We start from the raw sequence: 1,144 nt of genomic DNA, 5'->3' as shown, positions 1-1,144 counted from the left end.
TGTCGAGCAGCTCTCCACCGCCAATTCGGGTGGCAGGGCGTCCATCAACCTGACCGGCAACGAATTCGGTCAAGCCATTTATGGAAATGGCGGTGCCAACAAGATCAATGGCGGCGGTGGCGCCGACAAGATGACCGGCTATGGCGGCAATGACACCTATTACGTCGACAATGCCCACGACAAGGTGGTGGAGCAGAGAGGAAGCGGCCTCGACAAGGTTCTTGCCTCGGTGAGCTTCGCTCTTTCGGCTGGCTCGCACATCGAGCAACTCGCAACCACCAAGACGTCCGGCAAGGCCGCCATCAATCTGACCGGCAACGAATTCGGACAGACCATTCACGGCAATGCCGGTAACAACAAGATCGACGGTGGCGGCGGGGCCGATACGCTGACCGGGCACGGGGGCAGAGATGCCTTCGTGTTCAGTACCGCCCTTGGTTCTGGAAACGTCGACACGATCACTGATTTCAACAAAGCCCAGGACAAGATCCACCTCGACCATTCCATCTTTGCCGGTCTCGATCAGGGGGGCCTCTCGTCGGACGCTTTCTTTGCCGGCAAAGCGGCGCATGACAGTTCCGATCACATTATCTACAACAGTTCGACCGGAGCTCTTTCTTTCGACAGCGACGGCGTCGGAGGCGCAAACCAGATCCATTTCGCGAGCCTCTCTCCGCATCTGTCGATTACCGCATCGTCTTTCCTGGTCACCTGACGCTCCAGCGACGAATGCCTTAAAAGGTCGGCGAGGTCTTGGGGCCTCGCCGACAGTCGTTTGGGCCGAGCGTCCGAACTTCGCGCCCATCAGCGAGCCGCGGAGTTCAGGTCCGCCACGCCTTACTCCAGCCACTCATCGTGCCCACTTCAGGCAATGCCGTGGGGGCGTCCCGGTGAGACTGCATCGGCAAGGCAGGAGGGACATTAGCGCTCCCCACTGCGAGGGAATCTCGCCTCACTGGTCCTACCCCTTTCCAAACATCATGGTGTCATTCAAACGGACGAGGACAGGAACCCGGCCTCCCCATAGCGTGCACTCGGGCGGGATGCGCTCATAGGTGATGAAACCGGGCCGTGGCAGCATCGAGAGCGTCAGTTACTCGATTGCCCGCCGTGTGCGCTGGGGAGAGGCAGATGAACCCACATC

General features: G+C 59.9%; 1 protein-coding gene. It reads left to right on the top strand.

The annotated features are described in order from the left end of the window. Positions 1-715, top strand: a 715-nt coding sequence (locus EN925_RS36810) for a calcium-binding protein (RefSeq protein ID WP_164894706.1), incomplete at its 5' end; no start/stop codon positions are given. Positions 716-1,144: the final 429 nt, after the last annotated feature.

This window comes from Mesorhizobium sp. M7A.F.Ca.US.006.04.2.1, assembly GCF_004022915.1.
GTDB lineage: Bacteria > Pseudomonadota > Alphaproteobacteria > Rhizobiales > Rhizobiaceae > Mesorhizobium > Mesorhizobium ciceri.
Note: the sequence above shows the minus strand (reverse complement) of the source record. Positions and strands in the feature narration are given on the sequence as shown.